The sequence below is a fragment of the Nocardia sp. NBC_00403 genome (assembly GCF_036046055.1).
Lineage (GTDB): Bacteria > Actinomycetota > Actinomycetes > Mycobacteriales > Mycobacteriaceae > Nocardia.
In genome coordinates this window covers 3,008,255-3,029,478 of the sequence record NZ_CP107939.1, presented here as the reverse complement: position 1 = coordinate 3,029,478, position 21,224 = coordinate 3,008,255, and the positions used below count along the sequence as shown (strand labels likewise).

General features: G+C 66.3%; 16 protein-coding genes. 6 read left to right on the top strand and 10 right to left on the bottom strand.

The annotated features are described in order from the left end of the window. Positions 1-2: 2 nt before the first annotated feature. The 4 genes from OHQ90_RS13385 (at position 3) to OHQ90_RS13370 (ending at position 5,127) form a co-directional block, all read left to right on the top strand. Positions 3-1,502 carry a flavin-containing monooxygenase gene (locus OHQ90_RS13385; protein WP_328412815.1) on the top strand — a complete coding sequence of 500 codons (1,500 nt, stop codon included), beginning with the start codon at positions 3-5 and terminating at the stop codon, positions 1,500-1,502. 104 nt (positions 1,503-1,606) lie between these two features. Continuing rightward, complete coding sequence (locus OHQ90_RS13380; protein ID WP_328410493.1) at positions 1,607-2,365, top strand: MerR family transcriptional regulator; 759 nt, start codon at positions 1,607-1,609, stop codon at positions 2,363-2,365. Between the two features lie 566 nt (positions 2,366-2,931). Beyond that, positions 2,932-3,741, top strand: a complete 810-nt coding sequence (locus tag OHQ90_RS13375; RefSeq protein ID WP_328410491.1) for a DUF72 domain-containing protein — start codon at positions 2,932-2,934, stop codon at positions 3,739-3,741. A 291-nt stretch (positions 3,742-4,032) separates the two neighbouring features. Beyond that, positions 4,033-5,127: a methyltransferase gene (locus tag OHQ90_RS13370; RefSeq protein WP_328410490.1), complete on the top strand. Its 1,095-nt coding sequence runs from the start codon at positions 4,033-4,035 to the stop codon at positions 5,125-5,127. An 84-nt stretch (positions 5,128-5,211) separates the two neighbouring features. Here the strand turns inward: OHQ90_RS13370 and OHQ90_RS13365 are convergent, their stop codons facing one another. From OHQ90_RS13365 to OHQ90_RS13330, 8 genes are all read right to left on the bottom strand, one after another. Then, positions 5,212-6,117 carry a hypothetical protein gene (locus OHQ90_RS13365; protein ID WP_328410488.1) on the bottom strand — a complete coding sequence of 302 codons (906 nt, stop codon included), beginning with the start codon at positions 6,115-6,117 and terminating at the stop codon, positions 5,212-5,214. An 82-nt stretch (positions 6,118-6,199) separates the two neighbouring features. Next, the gene (locus OHQ90_RS13360; protein WP_328410486.1) at positions 6,200-6,817 is read right to left on the bottom strand and encodes a nitroreductase family protein; all 618 of its coding nucleotides are present in this window, start codon (positions 6,815-6,817) and stop codon (positions 6,200-6,202) included. 14 nt (positions 6,818-6,831) lie between these two features. Continuing rightward, a complete protein-coding gene (locus tag OHQ90_RS13355) occupies positions 6,832-7,824 on the bottom strand; it encodes a ScbA/BarX family gamma-butyrolactone biosynthesis protein (RefSeq protein WP_328410484.1) in 993 nt (330 codons plus the stop codon). Then, the gene (locus tag OHQ90_RS13350; protein ID WP_328410482.1) at positions 7,821-8,777 is read right to left on the bottom strand and encodes a nucleoside-diphosphate kinase; all 957 of its coding nucleotides are present in this window, start codon (positions 8,775-8,777) and stop codon (positions 7,821-7,823) included. The genes OHQ90_RS13355 and OHQ90_RS13350 overlap by 4 nt, the downstream gene beginning before the upstream one ends. Further along, positions 8,774-9,904 (bottom strand): SDR family oxidoreductase, encoded by a 1,131-nt coding sequence (locus tag OHQ90_RS13345; protein WP_328410480.1) that lies wholly within the window; start codon positions 9,902-9,904, stop codon positions 8,774-8,776. The genes OHQ90_RS13350 and OHQ90_RS13345 overlap by 4 nt, the downstream gene beginning before the upstream one ends. Continuing rightward, positions 9,901-10,167, bottom strand: a complete 267-nt coding sequence (locus OHQ90_RS13340) for an acyl carrier protein (protein WP_328410478.1) — start codon at positions 10,165-10,167, stop codon at positions 9,901-9,903. Before OHQ90_RS13340 ends, OHQ90_RS13345 begins: the two co-directional genes overlap by 4 nt. Next, positions 10,164-13,730 (bottom strand): AMP-binding protein, encoded by a 3,567-nt coding sequence (locus tag OHQ90_RS13335; protein ID WP_328412814.1) that lies wholly within the window; start codon positions 13,728-13,730, stop codon positions 10,164-10,166. Before OHQ90_RS13335 ends, OHQ90_RS13340 begins: the two co-directional genes overlap by 4 nt. After that, positions 13,720-16,458, bottom strand: coding sequence for a phosphoenolpyruvate synthase (locus tag OHQ90_RS13330; protein WP_328410476.1), 2,739 nt, complete (start codon positions 16,456-16,458; stop codon positions 13,720-13,722). Before OHQ90_RS13330 ends, OHQ90_RS13335 begins: the two co-directional genes overlap by 11 nt. Positions 16,459-16,664: 206 nt before the next feature. On the opposite strand from OHQ90_RS13330, the gene OHQ90_RS13325 reads away from it, so the two are divergent. Next, a complete protein-coding gene (locus tag OHQ90_RS13325; RefSeq protein ID WP_328410475.1) occupies positions 16,665-17,375 on the top strand; it encodes an ESX secretion-associated protein EspG in 711 nt (236 codons plus the stop codon). Between the two features lie 83 nt (positions 17,376-17,458). Continuing rightward, the gene (locus OHQ90_RS13320; RefSeq protein WP_328410473.1) at positions 17,459-17,833 is read left to right on the top strand and encodes a hypothetical protein; all 375 of its coding nucleotides are present in this window, start codon (positions 17,459-17,461) and stop codon (positions 17,831-17,833) included. 573 nt (positions 17,834-18,406) lie between these two features. On the opposite strand, the gene OHQ90_RS13315 is transcribed toward OHQ90_RS13320, so the two are convergent. Both OHQ90_RS13315 and proB read right to left on the bottom strand, forming a co-directional pair. Further along, positions 18,407-19,210, bottom strand: a complete 804-nt coding sequence (locus OHQ90_RS13315) for a hypothetical protein (RefSeq protein ID WP_328410472.1) — start codon at positions 19,208-19,210, stop codon at positions 18,407-18,409. Between the two features lie 676 nt (positions 19,211-19,886). Continuing rightward, positions 19,887-21,002: a glutamate 5-kinase gene (proB, locus tag OHQ90_RS13310; RefSeq protein WP_442941459.1), complete on the bottom strand. Its 1,116-nt coding sequence runs from the start codon at positions 21,000-21,002 to the stop codon at positions 19,887-19,889. Positions 21,003-21,224 lie beyond the last annotated feature (222 nt).

The following is a 21,224-nucleotide window of genomic DNA, read 5'->3' as shown; positions in this document are numbered from 1 at the left end:
CAATGAGCACCAAGACCCTCGACGTCGCTGTGATAGGCGGCGGGTTCGCCGGCATCGGCACCGCAATTCGCTTGAAGCAGTACGGGATCAGCGATTTCGCGATCTTCGAACGCGGCACGGCGATCGGCGGCACCTGGCGCGACAACACCTATCCCGGTGCGGCTTGCGACATTCCGTCGCGGCTGTACTCCTATAGTTTCGCGCCGAACCCGAACTGGTCGCACACGTATTCCGGGAGCGACGAGATCCTCGGGTACATCGAGTCGATGGCCGCGGAGTTCGGGCTGCACAGCCATTTCCGGTTCGGCCACAACATCACCGGCATCGTGTTCGACGAAACGGCCGGGCGATGGGACATCACCGTCGAGGGCCGGCCGGATGCCGTCCATGCTCGCACGGTGGTGCTGGCCTCCGGACCACTGGCCAATGCCAGCTTTCCCGCCATTCCCGGGCTGGAGAACTATCAGGGCCACAAAATCCATAGCGCTCGCTGGGATCACGACTACGACTTCACCGGCAAGAAGGTCGCGGTGGTCGGCACCGGGGCCAGCGCGGTGCAGATCATTCCGGAACTCGTCGACAAGGCAGCCTCGGTGAAGGTGTTCCAGCGGACGCCGGGCTGGGTGCTGCCGCGAGTCAATCGGCGCACCAACGCACTGACCAAAGAGCTCTACCGGCGGGTGCCCGCCGCCGAGAACCTGGCCAGGCGGGCCTGGTTCTACGGGCACGAGTCGGTCGCGCTCGGTGTCGTCTGGAATACGCCGTTGACCAGGGCGGTCGAGCTCGTCGGCCGGGCCCAGCTGCATCGGCAGGTGAAGGATCCGTGGCTGCGACGACAACTCACCCCGGACTTCCGAGCGGGCTGCAAGCGACTGCTGATGACCGATGACTACTACCCGGCGTTGCAACAGGACAATTGCACACTGATCACCTGGCCGATCGCCCGTATCGCCGAGCACGGCATTCGGACCGCGGAAGGTGTTGAGCACCGAGCGGATTGCATCGTCTTCGCCACCGGATTCGATGTCTCCAAAACCGGCACACCGATCCCGATCACCGGACGCGACGGCCGGGTGCTCGCCGAGGAATGGCAGCGCGGCGCTTACGCGTACAAGAGCATTGCGGTATCCGGGTATCCGAACCTCTTCTTCACCTTCGGCCCGAATTCCGGCCCCGGCCACAACTCGGCGCTGGTCTATATGGAAGCGCAGATCAATTACCTGGTCGGTGCGATCGAGACCATTCTCGACAGGAATCTGCGGATACTCGATGTGCGGCGCGACCGACAGGACCGCTACAACGCGGGAATGCAGCGGCGGCTCACCGGAACCACGTGGAACTCGGGCTGCCGCAGTTGGTATCTCACCGAGGACGGATTCAACGCAACCATGTACCCGGGCTTCGCGACGCAGTACGTCAATCAGCTGCGGACGGTCGACCTCGACGACTACAACGTCGTGCCCGCCGATACACGGACGCCACGGATCGCGGCGGTCTCCTGAGGTGGCGGTCGCCGGCCGCCGGAACGTTAGACTCGGTCGATCGATGACTGTGTTGTTCGGCTGCCGGCAGACCGGCGCCGCTGTGGGCGAGGGAGGTGAGGTCGATGCCGGAGTACCGAATCGATGACCTTGCTCGCGCCGCGGGCACCACCACTCGCAACGTGCGCGCCTACCAGGAACGCGGCCTGCTGCCGCCGCCCGCGGGCAAAGACGGGCGGGCCAGCATCTACGACGACGCGCACCTGGAGCGGCTGCGCCTGATCGACGCGCTGCTGCAGCGCGGCTTCACCACCGCGCACATCGCCGACTTCATCACCAGCTGGGAGACCGGCAAAGACCTCACCGAGGTGCTCGGCCTGCAGCACGCGGTGGCGGCCCCCTGGGCCAAGGACGAGACCTTCGAGGTGTCACGCGAGCTCATCGGCACCATCCTCGGCACCGACACCGACGAACTCGTCGACCGGCTCGCGGAGATGAAACTGGTTCGGTTCGAGGGCGACACCGTGGTGTTCACCGACACCCAACTGCTGGCCTCGTTCGCCGAACTGCACGAGTACGGCATCGAACTGCGCACCCTCATCGAGATCTACGCCAAGGTGGCCGACCGGATCGACGACATCACCCAGCTCATGATCACCGCGGCCAAACAACACATCGTGGATGAACACGGCCCCGGCTGGCTCCCCGAGACCAGCAGCGAAATCGCCGACACCACAACAATGCTCAACAAAATGCGCGAGCTGGCTGTCGCCTCGGTGCACACCACTCTGGCCCGCTCCCTCGACGTCACCCTGCGCCGAGAACTCGGCGACTACCTCGCCACCGCCGCCGAGCGCGAACGCCAACGCCACGCCGACCGCTGAGTTTTTTTGGCAGCGCCTGCGGCGCTGTGTTTTTTGGCAGCGCCTGCGGCGCTGCGTGTTCGCGGCCCCCTTGGTCTCGCTTCCGAGCCGTCGAGACTCGCGACTTCGTCGCATGCGCTTCGACGGCTCGGAAGCGAGACGGGCCGCGAACTCTAGTGCTCGGTCTCGCTTCGCTCGGAAGACATCATCGTGCCGAGTGGGGGCGTCGGTAGTTGAGCTTGCGACTTTGGTTTAGGCGCTCAGGGGGTTGTAGAGGTGGGATGCGCCCCGAACTCTGTGCTCGGTCTCGCTTCGCTCGGAAGACATCATCGTGCCGAGTGGGGGCGTCGGTAGTTGAGCTTGCGACTTTGGTTTAGGCGCTCAGGGGGTTGTAGAGGTGGGATGCGCCCCGAACTCTGTGCTCGGTCTCGCTGCGCTCGGAAGACATCATCGTGCCGAGTGGGGGCGGGGTGTGCCACAGCCGAGTCCCGTTCGCTGGCCTTCAGAGGCTGGCAGCCCCAACCCCGACAACGACGAGGGGTGCGGCCTGCGTCTTCGCAGGGATTGTGTCTGCCACGATGGACAGCGTGGGCGAGATCCGGATCGGCACATCGGGGTGGGTGTATCCGCCGTGGCGCGGCACCTTCTATCCCGAAGGGGTGACCCACAAGAACGAGCTCGCCTATCTATCGCAGCAACTCGACAGCGTCGAGATCAATGGTTCGTTCTATGCCTTGCAGCGTCCGTCGAGCTACCAGAAGTGGGCGAGCCAGACGCCGGAGGACTTCGTGTTCGCGGTGAAGGGCAGCAGGTTCATCACCCATATGAAGCGGCTGCGCGACGGTGACGCCCTGCTGGCGAACTTCCTCGCGTCCGGTCTGCTTGCGCTCGGCCCCAAGCTGGGGCCGATCCTCTGGCAGCTGCCTCCCAACTTCGCCTTCGATCCGGTCCTACTAGCCGAATTCTTCGGCCACCTGCCCCGCACGACGACACGGGCGGCCGAGATCGCGGCACAGCACGACCATCGGGTCGACCCCGGATTCACCACGACCGACGCCGAACGGCCGATGCGGTACGCGCTCGAGATCCGACATCCGAGCTTCGTCACGCCGCAGTTCACCGAACTGTTGGCCGCACACGACATCGCACTGGTCGTCGCCGACGCGGCAGGAAAATACCCGCTCATCGAGGAAGTCACCTCGAATTTCGTCTACATCCGGCTGCACGGCCACGACGAGCTCTACGTCAGCGGCTACACCGACGATGGCCTCGACATGTGGGCGGAGAAGATCCGCTGGTGGGCCGCGGACCGCGATGTATTCGTCTACTTCGACAACGACGCGAAGGTCATGGCACCGCGCGACGCCCTCGCACTCCAGGCGCGCCTCGGCGGCTGACCCTGCAGTCGGCATCGCGGTACGAGGCGGCTCACCTCCGATACCGCCCCGTGTACCGGTCGGCCGAAGCCGGGTAGCGTGCCCGTCTCGACAAGCAAGTTCACGTCATCAGCGGTGGTCCGGCCAGTGCAGGGCGCACCACCCGCCCACGGCCGATGTTTGCTCGCGGGAGCCGCGATCTGGGTGGCGACGCCGCTGGCGGCGTTGCTGCTCATTTAGCCGCGCGAGCGGCGAATCGCCACGTAGCCTCCTGATAGAAAACTTCTCGATACCCGACGGGATGGAGGCACGATGGCATCCAACCGATCGAAAGTTCCACCGCAGGCGCTGTTGCGGGTGATCGAATTCGCCCGCAATTCGATGGCGGGGCTGCACCGGCGACTTGTGCCAGGGCATATCGCGCTGCTGGAAATGATCGTTGCCGGGTTCTTGACCCAGGCGATCCACGCGGCCGCCGCACTCGGTGTGGCAGACGCACTTGCCGATGGTCCGCGCAACGGTGCGGAGTTGGCGCGCGCCACCGGCGCGAACGAGGACGCGCTACATCGCCTGCTACAGCTTCTGACGAGCCACGGCATCTTCGCTCGCCGATCGGACGGCAAATACACGCTCACCCCGATGGCACAGGCGCTGCGTCGGGATACGAGCGTTTCGCTGCGCGATACCGTGCTCTTCTTCGGCTCGCCGATGCACCGCAATCATTGGACGCATCTGGTCGACGCGGTGCGCACCGGTGAAACCGTCGGCACGGATCTGGACGGCATGTCGTTCTTCGACTACGTGCGGAAAGACCGCGAGCTCGGCGAACTGTTCGACCGCGCCATGACCAGCATCGGCACCCTGGCGACAGAACCGCTGTTCGCCGCCTACGACTTCGGCCAGTACGGCACGATTGTCGATGTAGGTGGTGGACAGGGCACCCTGCTCACCGAAATCCTCTCCCGCACACCGACATCACGCGGCATCCTGTTCGATCTGCCGGAAGTGGTCGCGTCGGCGCCCGCCCGCCTCGCCGAACTCGGCCTCGCCGACCGCTGCACGGTCGAAAGCGGCTCCTTCTTCGAGACGGTGCCCAAGGGCGGCGACGCCTACATTCTCAAACACATCATCCACGACTGGTCCGACGACAAAGCCAAGCAGATCCTGCACACCCTGCGCGAGCAGATGCCCGAGGACGCGACGCTGCTGCTCATCGAACTCGTTCTCCCCGAAGATAATCGACCGCACCCGGGAAAATTCATCGACCTGGAAATGCTCATCAACGTAGGCGGCCGCGAACGCACCGAAGACCAATACCGAGACTTCCTGGCCGCCTCAGGATTCACCCTCGTGCGCCGTATCCCCACCGTAGCCCCCGACAATGTCCTCGAAGTGCGCCCCAGTTAGGTGCCGAGTGGCACCTGGCTGCGGCAAACGTCGAGAGACGCACTCCACCAAATGCGGCCTGTGGTGTTCGACTGACCTCGGTGATCAGGTCAGGACCAGCGCCTGAACGATCAGCACGAGGTAGAGGGCAAGAATGAACAGGACCGCGGGTAAGACCGGGTAGTCCGGTGTGCTCGCGCGTCGGAACTTCGATGCTGCCGTGGCTGGAATCAGTAAGAGCACCACAGGAATCCAGGCGATCAGAGCTTGCGGCCCGGAGTAGGTCCACGGCCGAACCAGGGCGAGGTCGCCGAAAACCGCTATGGCGGCGCACACCAGCGCAGCAGTCGCGCTGCCGTTGGCACCCAAGGCATTCGAGTAGTACATCTCGCCGGGGCGCGGCGACTTGGATGTCTTGCGGGCGAATTCGAACTGGAGGAAAGCACCGGCGAAGATGATCGCGACGGCCGCTGCCTGCCAACGGGATCGGACTTCGCCGGTTCCGATCGCAGAAACGACGACGTACGCGGTGACGAGTAGCTGGACCGGGTAGGTGATAGCCAGGTTCAGCACGATGTCGGTGCGCACGGTTGTCGAAAGATTCTCCAGACCCCAGAGGACAAGACCGTAGGCGAGTACGGCGGCGATCAGTACCGCCGAACCGATCGAGAGTGTCAGGCTGGCGGCGATGGCGCCCACCGCGATGACCGCCATCGCGCTGCGCAGTTCGTTCGCGCTGATCGCGCCGGTCACCAGGGGGCGGTCGGGGTTGTGCACCCTGTCGTAGTCGAGGTCCTTCTGTTCGTCGACCATGCGCAGGTACAGCAGGACGAAGGCGACCACGACGATGCGGACAACAGTGGACGCGGTCGGATGCCATGACGAATCGGGCTGGGAGACAAGAGCTGCCGTGCCTTCGAGTGCGAGCACCCAGAGCACGCCGTACAGCAGGTAGTGCGGCTTGTACATCACCACGGTGAATCGGGCGATGCGCGCGAGGGATCCGAGCACGCGCGGAGTCGACGCTGTTGCTGCTGCACTGCTCATTCCGCGCCCCGATACTCGCGCCTGGCCGCACCCACCGTTACGCCCCTCACTCCTCGCTCCAGCGGTTCCACATCGTCACCTCGGCGGCCGGAATGCGGCGCGGGCCTCGACTTCTGGTACCGGGCAGCAGGTGGGCCACCGGGAGCATAGCGACCTGGGTTATCTGGTCGAAGGGGATGCCGAGGAGGTCGGCGATCTCTTGCTCATATACCAGGTGGGCGGTGGTCATGGTGGATCCGAGGCCGCGGTCGTGCAGGGCCAGCATGAAGTTCCAGACCGCCGGGTAGATGGAGCCGTAGAAGCTGGCGAGTTGGAGGGCTGCGGCGTTCGCGGGTGGGCGACCGAGCGAGCAGACGACCACCAGCGCCGGGACCTCGTGCAGGTGGGCGGCGAGGTAGCGGCCGGAGGCGAGGTCGCCGAGTTGATCGGGGCGTGGAGTGCGGGCGGACAGGTAGGCGGCAAAGCCTTTTCGGTAGTACTCGGCGATCTGCTGTTTGGTATCGAAATCCTCGACCACGAGGAAACGCCACGGCTGCCGGTTGGTGCCGCTCGGGGCGTGCACCGCGACGTCGAGGCAGGCGAGCAGGTCCTGCCTGGCGACCGGCCTGGTGAGGTCGAGGCGGCGCCGGAAGGCCCTGGTGGTGGTCAGCAGATCGTTGCCCATCGGGCTCCTGTCCATCAGACGATTCCCGAGTCCGGTTCGGCCTCGGGATCCAGTGTGTCCTCCGCGAATTCGAGATCTACTTGGGCCGCGACGGCACCGGCCTGGTGGATCTCGCAGTGGATCACCACGGTGCCCGCACCCTGTTCGACGATCTCTGCCACGCATTCGGCCGGCAGGTCGAGTTCGACGAATCGATCGAAAGTACTTGCTACACACTCCAACCGCGGCAATTCGTCGACGATCATCGATAGTGCGGTCTGGCGGCACGCTTCGATGAGCAGACTACCGGGGACATGGTCGAGCTGATGATCGAACAAGAACGGGTGGCCGAGGTCGGCGACCAACGCGGCCCGCGCGGTTGCGCCGTCCCGGCGCGGCGGACCGATGACGACGTTGCGCCAGTTCTCCCGGCCCACCGCGGCAGGCACGGCGCGTTCGGTCAGTGCCGAGGCGCCGTGGAAAGGCCCGAGCCCCAGACTGTCCCGGAACGCGGAGCGCAGGCCCGACCACTGTCTCGAGGTGACCCAGGAGAAGGAACCGTCGACGGTCAGCATCGGCTCGCCCGCACACTCGATATCCAGCACCATATCGAGGCCGTGCAGCACGCCACCGCGGCGGTGCTGCTGTGGCACCCGTACCCGCATCACGAGGTCGGCGGGCGCGGTGCGGACTTCCCAGGCCGTGGTATCGGAGCCGGTGCCGTTGAAAGTCCTGACAACGAACGCCATTTCGGGCGGTACACCGTAGAACTCATGGGTCAGCGCGATCGCCGCCTGCCTGCCCGCCTCCATCACCAGCAGCGGATCGTGTCGCATCGCGAGCGAACCGTGGTGGTCGCCGTAGTAGGCGTGCATTCTCGGTAGCTGTGCGCCCGCGACGAACTCGTCCGGTGCCGCGGTATCCAGCGAGGTCACGAAGACCTCCGAGACCGCGCAGCGATGCGCTAGTTCGCGGGAGATGGTGCGGACATGGCTTGCTGCCCGTACCGGTGCTGCGTCTGTGGTCACGATCGACCCTCCAACCAATCTGTCGCGGACACGGGCCGCAAGGTCTGCGGCTGAGTGCCGGTCCGCATGGGAAGAACGTATGAGCCGAGCACGATCACCGACCACGGATCCAGATCCTGGTCAGCGGCCCATGCCGAGTACAGCAATTGCGCGCAGCCCGTGTCGGATTCGAGGTCGAGCTCCGGCGGGAGCGTGAAACCTGCGCGGTCGAGATCGCTCAACAGTCGTGCGAGTGCGTCGGTACGATCGAAGCTGCGGGCAGGAGCGTGGGTGTACAGGTCATGAGCGATCGCGACGGCATCGGCCGAGCGGTCGACACCCGCGCCTGCCTGCGCGATCACCGCCGCCCGCGTCCGCTCGTCGAAGTAGATGGCGAGCTCGCGCAGCACATCGGCGGGATCGTCCGGTGAGTGCACCAGATTGAGTAGATAGTTGTGCCTGCCGAGCAGATACCGCAATTCGCCGGGCCGGCGTTTACGTGGATCGGTCGCGCCTTTGGCCTCGGTGAGCCGCACCGAGACCGGCAGCTCCCCGTCGGGACCGTGCACCACCAGGACAAGCACATCCGAGATGCCGACCAGCAGATCCGCGAGCCGCCTGCGTTCGGGTGAGGCGATATTCCATGCGAAGTACCACAGCGCACGGGCCAGGTGTCGATCTACCGGGACGCGGTAGGCGCCGACCACACGAAAACCGTTGTCGGCCAGCCATTGCAGCGTCGGTTCGACGGCGCGGGCGAGGATCGCATCGGGTTTGAGCAGCAGCAGCGAATGTTGCATGGCGAATTTCGCCGCGTCGACACCCAACCGGTCGAGCTGGTCGACCGACTCCTGCACGTAGGTGTCGTCGAGGTAGACACCGGCTTTCTCCGCCGAGGGCGTCGAACCCGCCAGCAGCTCACGCAGCGAATCGCCGACGATCCCGTCGCGCTCACCCGGTGATCCACTGCTCATCGCCCGCCTCCGAAGTCGTTGCTCGCCAATACATCTTCGATCGATGGCAGCGGAACGCCCAGGTATCCCGATTCCAGGCAGTAGTCGAGTAGGAGACGCAGGTAGTCCTTGCCGCTCGGTGGCGACGGCTTGCCCAGTAGTACCTCGGCATGGGCGGTGTCGAATATCAAGCGCCGCTGGAAGTAACTGGTGTAGAGCGAGCCGATGCGCCGGTAGTACTCCCGTTCTACCGGGTCCAGGTCGTCCTCGGCAAAGGTCGCTTCCGGCACGAACGTGGCCACCTCGAAGGAGGGATACTCGGCGAGCACATCCGATACCTCGCGCAACGACAAAGTGTCTCGGCCGAGCGCGTGGAAGGTGCGACCGTGCGCGGAGTCGAAATCCAGGACGGCCGCGGCGATGACGTCGGCGACGTGATCCACCGGGGCCAGCGACAGGGTCGCGTCGTAGCGGCCGGGCAGTGCCCGGAGTTTGCCTTCCACCATGAGTTTCACGACGGTGTAGAGGTTCTTGTATTCGCGGATCGCGCCCGAGTCGCCGACGCCGGTCACGATGCCGGGCCGTACGATCGCCCAGCGCAGGCCCTGCTCACCTGCCGCGTGCACCAACTGTTCGGCACGAAACTTGCTGTCCTCGTATCCATTCCCGAATGACTGGCCCGCGTCGAGCTCGTCCTCGGTAACCACGCCGCCGCGCCGTCCGCACACATACGCGGTGCTGACATGCACAAGCGGAACATCCCACTGCCTGGCCAGCGCGATGGCGTGCACGGTACCGCGCACATTCAGTTCCTCGTAATCGGAATCTCGCGCGTCGAACGCGGTGGTCGCCGCACAGTGCACGATGGCGCCGACGCGCTCGGCCAGGTCGGCGGTGTCGCGCTCCGACATGCCGAAACCGCGCGCCCGAATATCGCCCGCCACCGGCGTGCCCGCCTCCAGCACTGTGCCGTCGTTGCGGACAATGCTCGAATTGCTGTGCAGCACAGCAGCCACCGGTCGGCCGGCGGCGGCCAGCCGCGCCACGACTTCGGCACCGACCAATCCGGTCGCGCCGGTGACCAGCACGGTGTCGCGCGCGCTCGTGATCGCACCGCGCTGGCGGTCAGCCCTGGCCTGCTCGCTCATGATGGGCTGCCTTCGGCCAGCGTCCCCGAGACGAGGGCGATCACTTGCCCGACGCGACGCACACCGATCAATTGCTCCGGGCGATAGCGCGGCAGGTCGAAGGAGCGCTCCAGCACCACCGTGAGTTCCATCAGGCGCAGAGAATCGAAGCCGAGGTCTTCGACCAGCCGCTTCTCGTCGTCGGTCGCCGATGGTCGTGGCGCCATCGCGAGGACGAGGCGGCGGACCTGCTCGGCGATCGCGGTATCGGCTACAGCGGTCATGCCGACTCTCCTTCCCGTAGATGAGGCTGGTGGCCACCGGAGGTCAGCAGATCGCGAGCCTCGTCGAGCGGCAGGTCGGTGTTCAGGTAACCGGCCAGGCGCAGCCAGTCGTAACCGATCGCCAGGGTCCGACGCCATTGCTCGCGCGAATCGAACGAGGCGGGGAAACCGGTCGCGGACTCCGAGCCGCCGGCGATCCGCCGCACCAGGGCGACGAAATCATCGAGGACCGCAAGGCCAGCGCTGATGTCACCGCTCGTGCGGAGGATGTCCGAGAAACACACCTGTTGCGCCGATTTCAGCTGTGTCAGCAGCTGATCGCGACCCGACGCGTGCGATGGAAGTATGCGCAGCACGGTTTCGGCGGGTGCCACGTCGGCGGGCAGTGGATGAATACCGAAGGCGGACAGCACGACCCGAACAGCCATCGCGATCAGACGGTGGGCGGCGATGTCGGCGACTGCGCCCTGGGAGTTCTTCACCGCACCGGCCAGATCCTCCCTGGCATTCTCCAGAACGATGTTGGACCACACCAGATTCAGTGCGCATTCGGTGAATCTGGTCGCGGGCAGTGCAGAAAGGGTGACGATCGGATCGTCTCCCGCGGCTCCGGTCACGCCGAGCGCAGGGGCGCTCGTACTCGGCACCGGCGTGTAGGGCTGCACCGGCTTGCACATTGCCAAGGCGGGTTCGATGAGTTCGCCGCCGCGCCATTGCAATCCGACGAAACCGAGCCGGATGAACTCGGACAGCTCGGCGGCGATGTCGGACTGGGCGCGGGCGAGCACGTCGCGCACCGAATGCCGGAACACCACCGACCGCCAGACCCGCGCGGCCGGGTCCGAGAGCACGAAGACATCCCGATCGTCGCGCACGACATGCACGCGCCCACCGATCGTCCAGGTGGTGACGCGGGGGCGGCGCGCGAACAAGATCTGATGCGTATCGTCCGCCACCGCGGGCACGCCGAGTGCGGCGGCCAGTTCCCACACCTTTTGCCAGGTCAGCTGTTCGGCCGCTGCTCCGGCTTGCGCGTCGCCAGGCCGATCGGCTTCAGCTACCGACACTGGGACGGCATGGTGCTCAGCTCCGGAACCTGGTTCCGCGTCGCCGACCTTCCGCGCGTGGTCGTCGAACGCCCAGCCGGCGGGATCACTGGTGTCCCGGTAGCGATCGATGAGGTCGTCGCGCCCGATCCGGTCCAGCTGCTGCGGCAGCCATTTGGTCTCCAGATAGCTTTCGCCGTGCCGCGCCGCCCACCCCTTCATCGCCTGCAAAAGACCATCGCGCGCCCAACCACCCGCTTCGGCGTGCGCTCCCAGCGCGCGCAGTGCCACAGCGAATCGCAATGCCTGGGTGGCCCGCGCGGTCCACCAGTGCGCCATCAGCTCCGTGAATCCGGAATAGGGCAGCAGCGAGCGCAATTCGGCTACGTCGGGAGTGCCCGACCGGACCACCGTCGCCCGCAGGAATCGCTGACACCGGTTGAGCAGGTCCTCGTCGAGTTCTGTGGGGTTTCCCGCCGCCGCGACCTGCGCCAACTGTCTGCGCAGCTGTGCCTGCGACCGGGTGCGCACCTCGACTCGACGCCCATCGATGAACAGCACCGTCGGCAGTGTCGGCATCTCCTCGTCGCCGGGCGCGAGGACGAGGAAGTCCACATCGGATCCCTCGTTGCCGAACCCCTCGGCCAGCGACCCTTCGAACAGCACCGCCGAATCCCGTGGTACCACTACGGTTTCCAAGGCTCGCTCGAGCAGCTGCCGCACCCGCTCCGCAGCCAGCGTCGGCTCCGGTGCGATGTCCTGAGCGGCGCGGCCATCGCCGGCTTCGATGTTGTCTGCCCCGCCGGCGCCGGTGGTGTCTGTCTCGTGGGCGATGGCGCCGTCGAGGACTCCATCGCGAAACAGCTGCCACATATGGCGGCGGCGCGGTTTGCCGCTGGAGGTGCGGCGAATGGTGCCGCGCGGTCCGGTGACGATGGTGACGGACTGCGCGGGGCCGAGCTCACCGCGAATAATGCTGCGTGCCTCGGAGATCCAGTCACCCGGCGCAGATTCCGCGAACAAGGCGATGCCCTGCGCACCCGCCTCGCTGATGGTGACCGCGGCAAGTTTGCCTTTGGTGATCCCGGTCTCCTCAGCGACCCGGGATTCGATGTCCTCCATGAACACCGACCGACCGCGCACCTTCAGGCTCGATCCCATCCGGCCGAGCACGAAAACTTCACCGCGATACAGAAATCCCGCGTCACCGGTGTAGAGCCTGCCGTCGGTGATCCGGGTGGACGAACCCGCTGCGGGCTCGCCGGAATCCGTCACCGAATACCCGAGCGCCACCGAATCGCCGACTACGACCATCTCGCCCAGGGTGCCGTCGGGGAGCTCGCGACCGTCCTCGTCGACCACCGTGACCGTCGACTCCGGCGTCGAATAGCCCAGGCCGGTAATCCATCCCGCGCCTTCGACCCGACGGGTGTCGTCGAGCAGTTGCTCGTCCAGGATCGTGATCCTGGACCCGAAGCGCAGACTCGGGTTGTCGAGGCGCAGCGCGGTGACAGGGCGGTTGCGTGCCGACGAGGTCACCATCAGCGTTGCCTCCGCGAGCCCATAGGCCAGCGTGTACGCCTTGGTCGAGAAGCCTTGTTTGCCTGCGAGATTCGCAAACGACTGTAGATCGGCGACCTCGACGGGTTCGGAGCCGACGGCGAGCGTGCGCCAGCCGGAGAGGTCGAGCTCGGCGATGTCCTCCTGCGGCACCCGATGCGCCACATAGCCGAGCGCGAACGAGGGTGACGGCGAGTGCTGGGCATGGGTCATCGCACGCAGCCACCGCACCGGGTCGCGGACGAACTGGTCGGGTCGCATCAGGTACAGGTCGCCCTGATTGGTCACGGTGGTGAGGAAGGCGCCGACCAGGCCCATGTCGTGATAGAGCGGCAACCACGAGACCATGGCCTCGCCGGGCCGCCAGTCGACGAGGGTGGAGATCATCGCGATGTTGTTGGCCAGGTTCTGCCAGCTGACACGCACGCCGCGCGGCGTGCCGGTGGAGCCGGAGGTGAATTGCAGCAGCGCGCACTCGTCCGGCTCGCCGAACTCACGCACCGCGGGTGGTGGCCCGAGGGTCTGAGCATTGATCACCAGTGGCTCGTCGATGCGGCCCGCTTCGATCGCCGCCCTGCGGACGAGTTGCTCGAACTCCGTCGAGGTCACCACCAGTCGCGGGCGGGCCTGCGCCAGGATCGCCGCGATGTGGGCGACGATCTGGTCGAGGTCGCCGAACATGGGCGGGGCGACCGGCGTGAAGACCCCGCCGCAGGCCCACACGGCGTAGAACGCTGCGGCACAAGGGAATCCGGTCGGCATGATCACACACGCGCCGTCGCCGCTGCCCATGCCGTGTGCCCGCATCAGGGCGGCGATGGACCAGGTCGTGTCGGCGAGGTCGCGATAGCTGCGATAGGTCCAGCCGTCGGCCTCGTCGGCCAGGTATACCCCGGCGTCCACTGCGGGCTCGGCAAGCCAATTACGCACTGCCGCAACATATTTGTCATGCTCCATCACGGAGGTCTCCTTCGGACAGCACGGTAACCGTCCCATTGGTTCCATCGACCCGAATCCGCATACTGGACCGTATCTTTTTCGTGAGGTCCTTGACTTGCACCACGGTGGGGACTCCTAATTCCCGCGCCACGATCGCGACGTGCGTGAGGGGGCTGCCGCGCTCGATCACCAGCGCCGACGCCGAAGGCAGCGCAGCCACCCAGCCGGGGTCGGTTCGATAGGCCACCAGGATGCCGCCTGCGACGTCGCGGGGCTCGTCGACCACGATAGCCGTGCCCTCGACAATTCCCGACGCCGAAGGCGTTCCGGGCAGCACTGTTCCGACCGTTGCGGCCGGAGTGTCGGTGACCGGCACCCAGCCCTGAGCCGCAAGCTCGGCCCGCCCGAAGGTCGGACCCGCTGTGACGAAGCGAGCCGGCGCGACCAACTCACCGTCCCTGGCGCGCTGGGCTTTTCGCGCCGCTACCAGATCGCGCAGCGTCTCGGTCTGCGCGCCTTCATAACAGCCGCGCAATTCCTGCACGGTCAGGAAGAACACGTCGCCGAACTCGTCGATGACCTCGCGCTCGACCAGGTCGCGGCCCATCACCCGGATCATCCGCTTCACCATGCCGAAGGCTCGCGTCCGGCAGAAGCGCAGCCGTTCGCGGTGCGCGGCGCAACGATTCACCTTGGCGCGCAACCGTTCATAGATCCGACGGCGCAAGCCGTGCAGGTGCGCGTCGAGATAGTCGTCGGCCTCGGCGCTGCGGCTGTGCTGTGCGGCGTCTCCTACCCGCCCGATGGCGCTGCGCAGCATGACGAACAGGCTGGCCGGGTCTTCCCGCAGATCGGGCGTCTCCAGCTTCAGCTCGTCGAGACTGCGATAGCCGTAGCGATCGATGTAGGCATCGACGTGGGCCAGGAATTCGGTGCGCTCCGATCCGCGCAGTGCCGGGTAGATCTGTTCCGGCGGAGTCGAATTGACCAATGCCACGAGTTCCGGCTCGGCGCGCACGAACTGGGCCAGCTCGGTCATCGCGCGCGCGGGCTCGGCCGATTCGACATCGGCACCCGGGCCCACCACGGCGTACAGGAACCACTCCGGCGCCTTGGGCAGCAGCAGCTTCGTCAGCAGGAACATCAATCCGGTGCAGGTCAGCAGGATCGCGTCCAGCACCATCAGCGGGCCCCAGCGCTGCACCAGGTCACGGTCGACGGTGCGGTAGGACGCGTAGGCCTGTTCACCGGACAGGGTCGTGTAGTCCATGGCGTCGTATTCGTCGTAGACGCGATAGAACTCGGTCATGAATTGCTCGACCATATCGTCGATTCCCAACAGCCGCCGCAGATAGGTCACCGTGGTGACGGTCCTGGAGCGAAGCCGGGCGAATTGCGTTCGGAAAGTGAACGGCCGCAGCGTCTTCGCGAGCTCGTCGGCGAGCGGTTCGTCGACGCCGAGCGCCGCCTCCAGCACCTTCCTGTTCAACGGGTAGCCGGGCGCGATGCCAACCATCCGGTACCAGTGCAGGAGGTTGTAGTAGACGCGGCCGTGAAAGTAGCCCAGCAGCACCGGAGTCCAGCGATCGGTCTGGCGCAACTGCTCATCGGGCACCCGCAACGATTTCGCGTAACCGTGATAGACCCGGCCGTAGATGTCGGCCGCCGTGGTGAACGTCAACGGCGAGGTGATGCCACTGAAACTCTCGATGATGTTGGAGTTGTCCCAGATCCGCTGCTCGTCGTCTTCGAGGACCTCACCGGCGCCGCGCAACAGCGCGTCACCGGACCGGGAGGTGTCGCGCACAGCGGTGGTGATCGGTCGTGTCTGCAGCAACCAGAGCCCGTCGTCGTCGATCGCCCACTCGACGTCCTGCGGCGCGCCGAGGTCGGCCTCCAGCTTGCGCCCCAGTTCGACCACCTCGATGAGCTCGGCATCCGACAGCGCGGCACGGCTGCGACGCTCCTGATCCACCTCATCAACCGCGACGCCCTGGTCACCGGTGGGTGTGTAGGACCGCTCCTTGTCCCCCAGCACCGTTTCCAGCACCGCGCCGGAGGATTTGTCGACGATCACCGAGTCGGCGTCCACCGCGCCCGATACGAGGCCTTCACCGAGCCCGTACACCGCACTGATCACCAACTCCTCCGCCGCGCCGGTGATCGGGTTCGCGGTGAACATCACGCCGCTGGTCCGCGCGGAGATCAATCGCTGCAGGACAACGGCAGCAGCGCCGGTAGGCGGCAGCTCGTGCGCGAAGGCGTAGCGGATGGACCGCTCGGAGAACGCCGACGCCCAGCACGCCCGCACCCGGGATGTCACCGCGTCGAGGCCGTTGACGTTCAGGAACGAGTCGAATTGGCCCGCGTAGGAGTGGCTGGGGCCGTCTTCAGCGGCCACCGAGGAGCGCACGGCGATCGAGCCGCCGTCGAGCCGGTCGTAGGCGTCGATGATCAACGCGAGGACCGTCGGCGGCAGCGCCGCGGCGGCGACCTGCGTGCGCAGCGCTGCCCCCGCCGCCAACGCCCTTTCCAGGTCGTTGATGGCGAGAAAAGCCGTCAGCTCCTCGGTGAGGTCGCCCGCGTGCAGCACCTGCTCGAACGCGTCGATACCCAGCACGACCCATTCCGGCACGCGGAAACCACTGGTGTGCAAGCTGTGCAATCCGCGCGCTTTACCTCCCGCTAGCGCGGCGATCGTCGCTGTATCGGTCCACGGTCCAAGTACCTGCAAGGTGTCTCCCATCGCCCCCTCGGCACCGGGCAGGAGTCGGATGCTCCGGCACAAGGCACGCCGAACAAAACAAAAGAGCTGTTTGGATATATCCGAGAATTCACCTCGACGTTAGCCCGCAATCCTGCGGGCTCGCTTGCCGACGAGTTGGTCGCAACCCTCGACCCGCCGCTAAGCTTCAGGCTGATTCGGTGGGTTCGGTGAGGATGTGAGTCTGCGTGGGTTGGACATTCACCCCGGATGAGTTCGCTCATGTCTGGCAGGAAACCAAGGTAGATCGCCATCCCTACCCCATCCGAATCCTCGAGACACCGCGCACGGAGCGTGACGCCGATGCGTTGCGCGCCCGGCTGGACGAGCGACTGCCGTCCGGCAGCGATCCGGACCTGACCGCGTGTCTGCGGATCCTGGCCCAACCGCACACGCGGATAGTGGCGATCGGTGGGGCGCACCGCCCCGGCACCGAGATCCGATTGTTGGCGGGTGCGATCTTCGACCATGCCGTGCTCGCTCTGCAGGAGCCGGGCACCAGCCCGGATTTCGGTGGCCGAGTGCGCATCTCGATCGGGCACAGCGCCAAACTCGGCGCCAGGATCGCGGCGCTGCTGCCGAAGACCCCGCCGGGGCGGGAACCGGCCAGAGCCGCACCTGCCGACACCATCCGCGACGAAGAGTTAGTCGCGCACCGACCGGCCGCGCCGCCGATCCGCAGGCTGTTGCTGAAGCCGCACACCGCGGAGGGACACATCCGGATCGAGGCACGGCTGGATCGGGCGGAACCGGCGCCCCCGATCCACTACACCTGGATCGATGTCGAAGGCGACGGGCGCTACCTGATCAAGGCGGGTTCGACCGTGCATGTTGTGCCCGCTTCGGCCGACCAACTCGCCGCTCAGCTGCAGAAACGCGTTCCAGCGCAGGCCGGATGACTAGCGCCGACGGGTAACTATTACTGACCGGGGACTTGGCTTCCGGTTAGTCTGGGTCGGACCGACCGATCTCAGGGGTGCGCATGACGATCGAGACCAGCCGAGCCGAAATCGCCCGGTTCAAGCAGCAGGCACAGGCAGGAACAGTCAAGTTCGATCCGGCCGCGGCACGGCGCTGTGCCGAGATGTACGACGATCAGGCCGATCGACTGATCTATCTGCAACAACGCCTCGAAGCCGCGTCCGAAGCACAGGGCTTCGGCGGGTTCGTCTCCGCTCAGCAGCTCCAGGCCGGTTTCAGCCACAAGGCCCGCGACGCCGCCGCACTACTCGACCACTACATCGAGGCCGCCTACCGGATGAAGGAGGCGTTCCTGATCAGCGGCGGACTGCTCGAGGAGGCCGACGCCGCGAATGCCGCCGCGTTGCGGGCCATCGAAACGAGGGTGCCGCGGTGAACGGGAACGACCCCGACTACATCAGCTCGATGGAGCATTTCGAGTCGATGCGGCACGAGGAGATCTACGCCAAGACTCAGCAAATCGACGCCGCGCAGATCCTGAGTGCCTCGGTCACCTGGCTGGAAGTGGCAGGCACACTTGCTACTTCGTTCCCGCTGACCCGCGCGAGCTCGGATCGAGTGATGAACTCGATGGAGTGGGAGGGCGCCACGGCCGACGCGGCATACGCCAGTGCCCGCAGCTACGCCGAGTCGGTCGACGAGCTCGCCGCCATCATGGGCCAGGTGGGCGCGCGGCTGGGTGGGGTCGCCGCGGCCGCCGAGGCAGTAAAGATTGCCGTGGTTCCCCCCGGCAGCTCGGGCCCGGTCGGCGCGATCGCGAAACTGCTGGAGGCCGGCGGCATTATCGACGCACAGATGGCGGCGGAAGCACTGCGCCAGGAAGCCGTCCTCGCGATGAACATGGTGTACAAACCGGCCTACAACATGGCAGGCACCGGCGTTCCCGCCCTTCCCGAACCCCCACAGCTGCCCGGCGAGATAGCACCGCGGCCGAGCAGCCCACGACAGATCACACCGGAATACTCCGAACCCCCACTGCCGCAACAGGATCAGCAGCCAACCACCCCGATTCCGTCCACCCCCGCCCCGACGCCACCCGGCACCACTGCGCCGTCGACACCGGAACAACAAGCCCCCCAGCCCGTTCCGACACCACCGTCCACCCCGACACCATCGACGCCGGCAGCTCCAGCACCGTCGACCCCTGCACCTGCGCCCGACCCGCAGCAAACCCCCAGCTCCACGCCGGAGCCGACCCCTCCGCCGACCCAGCAAACCCCGCCGCCCGCACCAGCACCGGCTCCACAGCCGGAATCACCCTCTCCCGCACCGGAGCCCATTCCACCGACGCAGCAAGCACCGGAACCACCACCGGCCCCACAGCCCGAACCACCGGTCTCCCCAGCCGAACCAACTCCGCAACCTGCTCCGCCAACACAACAAGCACCACCACCAGAACCACCACCAGCCCCACAGCCCGAACCACCGGTCTCCCCAGCCGAACCAACTCCGCAACCTGCTCCGCAAACACAACAAGCACCACCACCAGAACCACCACCAGCCCCACAGCCCGAACCACCGGTCTCCCCAGCCGAACCAACTCCGCAACCTGCTCCGCAAACACAACAAGCACCACCACCAGAACCACCACCAGCCCCACAGCCCGAACCACCGGTCTCCCCAGCCGAACCAACTCCGCAACCTGCTCCGCCAACACAACAAGCACCACCACCGGAGCCGCCGCCGTCCCCACAGCCGGAACCATCAGCTCCGACACCCATACCTGCCCCGCCGACACAACAAGCACCGCCACCGGAGCCACCCCCCGCCGCCCCGCAACCGGAACCACCGGCCCCCCAGCCGGGAGAACCCACTCCCCCACTTGTCGACCCCGGCGGCCAGCCCGGCGTCACCGGCCCCATCACAGAAGACCAAGACCAGTCACCTTCGACCACCAACCAGCCCGGCGTCATCCCCACACCCCACAAGTAGGCCACCGACAGCACTCCCACGCACGCGTACATACCCAAACCACGGAGGGTCGATGCACTCGAACCTCCATCCCGACGACGCCTTCGATCAGGTGTCGGGCACACCCACACCCCCAACCCGCAGTAACCGCACAGCAGGCGCCGAACGGTGTCGAATGGCGGCCCACCCACAGCCTCGAACCACCAAATGACTCACCGAAATACAAAACGAGTGCTCACTAAAGTCGCAGCACCGCAAGATGATTCGATCGCGACTGCTGGACGAAGGGCGTAACAGGTCGATGCCACACAATCCTCCATCCCAACCCCGCATTTGATCGAAGTCGGGCACACGCTCATCAGCACCGCAGTCGCCGAGCGCAGTTGAATGGCGGTCGCAATCTCCTCGGCAACCGCCATTCGACTCCGCCCGACCCCATCCCCCGCGTCACCGGGCACCCACTTAACGAGGTGCCCTACGGGATCAGGAGGCAAGGTGCGGATCTTGCGGAGTGCGGGTCAGACGTTGACGAGGTCGTCGGCGTGGATTACCGGGCGCTGCATGGTGTCCGGGAGTTCGGCGGTGGAGCGGCCCAGCATGCCGGCGAGTTCGGTGCTGTCGTACTCGATTACGCCGCGGGCTATTACATGGTTGTCGGGGGCTACGAGGTCGACTACGTCGCCGCCGTGGAAGCGGCCGCGGACGCCGGTGATGCCTGCGGCCAGCAGGGAGCGGCGGCGGTGGGCCACGGCTTGGACCGCGCCTTCGTCGATGAGGACGGCGCCGCGGCTGTCGGCGGCGTGGCGGACCCAGAACTTGCGGGCGGACAGGCGGACCGGGCGGGCGGCGAAGGCCGTGCCGACGGTGCCGGTGGTCAGTGCGGTGGCGGCTTCGGTGGCGGCCGCGAGCAGTACGGGCACTCCCGCGTCGGCGGCAAGGCGGGCCGCGGACAACTTCGAGGCCATCCCGCCGGTGCCCAGTGCGCCACCACTGCCTGCGATGACGCCGTCCAGATCGGCGCTGCTGCGGACCTCGGGAATGAAGTTCGCCGCACCCTTGCGCGGGTCGCCGTCATAGAGGCCTTCGACGTCGGAAAGCAGGATCAGCGCGTCGGCGCCGACCAGGTGGGCCACCAGCGCTGCGAGCCGGTCGTTGTCGCCGAAGCGGATCTCTTCCGTTGCGACAGTATCGTTTTCGTTCACCACGGCGACCGCACCGAGCGAGCGCAACCGGTCCAGGGTGCGTTGGGCGTTGCGGTGGTGCTCCCGGCGGGAGAAGTCGTCGGCGCTGAGCAGCACCTGTCCGACGGTGCGTCCGTACCTGGTGAAGGAGGTGCCCCACGCATGTGCGAGCGCCAGCTGGCCGACACTGGCGGCAGCCTGCTTGGTGGCCAGATCACGCGGGCGGCGGGTCAGCCCGAGCGGCGCGATCCCCGCGCCGATCGCGCCCGAAGACACTACGACCACTTCGGATCCCGCGCGCATGCGCGCCTCCACCGCGTCGGCAAGCCGATCGAGACGCGCGGTATCCAGCCCGCCCTTCAGGCTGGTGAGCGCGGACGAACCGATCTTCACCACCACACTTCGCGCCGAAGCGATCGCCTGCCGAGCCTCACTCAGCCCATCCTGCGACATCGCCTCGGCCATACCAGAACTCACCTGCATAGCAACCGAACTCCCTGCACCACACCAGAACACACCGTCGCCCCGCCGAACACCGGGGCTCGAACGACACCGACGGCATCGCGAGACTCCAACTTCCGCCCTGACGACCAGACGGCTCGCACACGCACGACGCCTGCACTGGAACCCCAACACGTACCGGGCAATCCCGTCATACCCCGCCACGCCACAACA

Excerpts from the sequence above, each read along its gene's own strand:
- OHQ90_RS13385 (WP_328412815.1), top strand. The coding sequence starts at position 3 with ATGAGCACCAAGACCCTCGACGTCGCTGTGATAGGCGGCGGGTTCGCC.
- OHQ90_RS13380 (WP_328410493.1), top strand. The coding sequence starts at position 1,607 with ATGCCGGAGTACCGAATCGATGACCTTGCTCGCGCCGCGGGCACCACC.
- OHQ90_RS13370 (WP_328410490.1), top strand. The coding sequence starts at position 4,033 with ATGGCATCCAACCGATCGAAAGTTCCACCGCAGGCGCTGTTGCGGGTG.
- OHQ90_RS13360 (WP_328410486.1), bottom strand. The coding sequence starts at position 6,817 with ATGGGCAACGATCTGCTGACCACCACCAGGGCCTTCCGGCGCCGCCTC.
- OHQ90_RS13350 (WP_328410482.1), bottom strand. The coding sequence starts at position 8,777 with ATGAGCAGTGGATCACCGGGTGAGCGCGACGGGATCGTCGGCGATTCG.
- OHQ90_RS13345 (WP_328410480.1), bottom strand. The coding sequence starts at position 9,904 with ATGAGCGAGCAGGCCAGGGCTGACCGCCAGCGCGGTGCGATCACGAGC.
- OHQ90_RS13340 (WP_328410478.1), bottom strand. The coding sequence starts at position 10,167 with ATGACCGCTGTAGCCGATACCGCGATCGCCGAGCAGGTCCGCCGCCTC.
- OHQ90_RS13335 (WP_328412814.1), bottom strand. The coding sequence starts at position 13,730 with ATGGAGCATGACAAATATGTTGCGGCAGTGCGTAATTGGCTTGCCGAG.
- OHQ90_RS13330 (WP_328410476.1), bottom strand. The coding sequence starts at position 16,458 with ATGGGAGACACCTTGCAGGTACTTGGACCGTGGACCGATACAGCGACG.
- OHQ90_RS13320 (WP_328410473.1), top strand. The coding sequence starts at position 17,459 with ATGACGATCGAGACCAGCCGAGCCGAAATCGCCCGGTTCAAGCAGCAG.
- proB (WP_442941459.1), bottom strand. The coding sequence starts at position 21,002 with ATGTCGCAGGATGGGCTGAGTGAGGCTCGGCAGGCGATCGCTTCGGCG.